Source organism: Mycobacterium kyorinense, assembly GCF_002101735.1.
Lineage (GTDB): Bacteria > Actinomycetota > Actinomycetes > Mycobacteriales > Mycobacteriaceae > Mycobacterium > Mycobacterium kyorinense.
Genome location: NZ_LQPE01000091.1, coordinates 1 through 1,619, shown reverse-complemented (window position 1 = coordinate 1,619; position 1,619 = coordinate 1). Strand labels below are relative to the sequence as shown.

Annotated in this window: 1 protein-coding gene; it reads left to right on the top strand. The window is 65.6% G+C overall.

Features of this window, described 5'->3' with window-relative positions; translation table 11 throughout:
• Nucleotides 1–92: 92 nt before the first annotated feature.
• Nucleotides 93–1,142 carry an IS110 family RNA-guided transposase gene (locus tag AWC14_RS11020; protein WP_045385296.1) on the top strand — a complete coding sequence of 350 codons (1,050 nt, stop codon included), beginning with the start codon at nucleotides 93–95 and terminating at the stop codon, nucleotides 1,140–1,142.
• Nucleotides 1,143–1,619 lie beyond the last annotated feature (477 nt).

Below are 1,619 nucleotides of genomic sequence, written 5' to 3'. Positions count from 1 at the left end.
ACAAGATGACATGTGAGGAGGACCCCCTCGGCTCAGACGCTCGATGATATGGGCGTCGGGGATTTGTTTCCGGAGCTATCGAGGAGGTCCCGATGACGATGATAGGCGGTTTGGACGTGCACCGACAGCAGCTCACGTTCGATTACGTGGACAGCGACGGGTTGGTGCGTTGGGGTCAGATCAGGCCGGCAACGCGTAAGACGTTGCGCAGCTGGCTGGCCGAGCACTGTGCGGGCGGTGACGCGGAGTTCGCGCTGGAGGGCTGCACCGGGTGGCGGTATGTGGTCGAGGAGTTGGCCACCGCCGGGGTGGTGGCGCATGTGGGGGATCCGGCCGAGGTCGCGGTGTTGCGGGGTCCGAAGAAGCGGGCCAAGACTGACCGTGCCGATGCGCGGCTGCTGCGCAACCTGCTGCTGGAGGGCCGGTTCCCGGAGTCGTGGATCCCGCCGGCGCACGTGGTGGAGGTGCGCACCCTGGGTCGGCTGTACTTAACGCTGATGGAGCAGCGCCGCGCCTGGCAGCAGCGCATCCACGCCCAACTGTTTCATCAGGGCTGTCCACCGATCAAAGCGTTGTTGACCGAGGTTGGTCGCGAGGCGCTCGCCAGTGTGGAGCTGTCGGCGGCCGGACACCAGTATGTCGACACCGCGTTGCGGTGCATTGATGCGCTGAGCACCGAGATCGGCCCGCTGCGAGCACAATTGGTCAACTTCGCTCGCCGCCAGCCCGGCTGCCAAGCGTTGCAGCGCCATTACGGTGTGGGCTGGTTGTGTGCGGTGATCATCTGGGCCGAGATCGGGGATGCCCGCCGGTTTTCTAACTCTGATCAGCTGGTGCGCTTCGCCGGCCTGGATGTCACCGTCTACTCCACTGACGGCAAATGCTCGCCAGGGCATCTGTCGCGGCAGGGCTCACCCGAGCTGCGCTGGGCGGCGTTTGAGGCGGCCAAGTGTGCGGCCCGGCGCGGTTCCCCCGACTATGCCTACTACCACCGAGTCGCCGCCCGCCCCCGCGGCAACGGCAAGGACCCGACCCTGGCGGTGGAACGTAAGCTGCTGCGCCGCTGTTATCACAGCCTGCGTGACCTCGGCGATGCCGCGCTGGCGCCGCCGGCCGCCGACGCCAAGGAGGTGGCCGCCTAAAGATGCGTTGCGTGCGTGCCCTGCCCCTTAATTCACTGATGCCTGCGGCTGGCTCCCGAGTGTCTCCTGTCGCCACCCCTGTGCTGGGTGGACGCCCCGGAAAGAACGAGCGGCCGCACCTTTTTCGGCAGCCCGCACATGTCGGGCACCCAATCAATCATCATGTCGCCGGACCACGGTCCGTGGACCCAGATAAGGCTGGGCGCCGGCACGCCCGACGCGTCTACCACACCACGTACTCGCACCGAAGGAACCCGAAGATGGTTTAAAACAAACACTTTTCGGCTCGCTCCTCGCCGACCGAGCATGCGGCGGATCCTCTTCGGCCTCAAGGTCGTTCGTCCTCGCTGCGCTGCGGGCGCTCCACATTGACCCCGACTGCGGTCCGCCAGCCTCAAGCACGGGCGAGAACGAAGCAAACAACCAAAAACCACCCGGATCCACCCCTTTACAGGGGGTCCGCATCACAGATAAGGA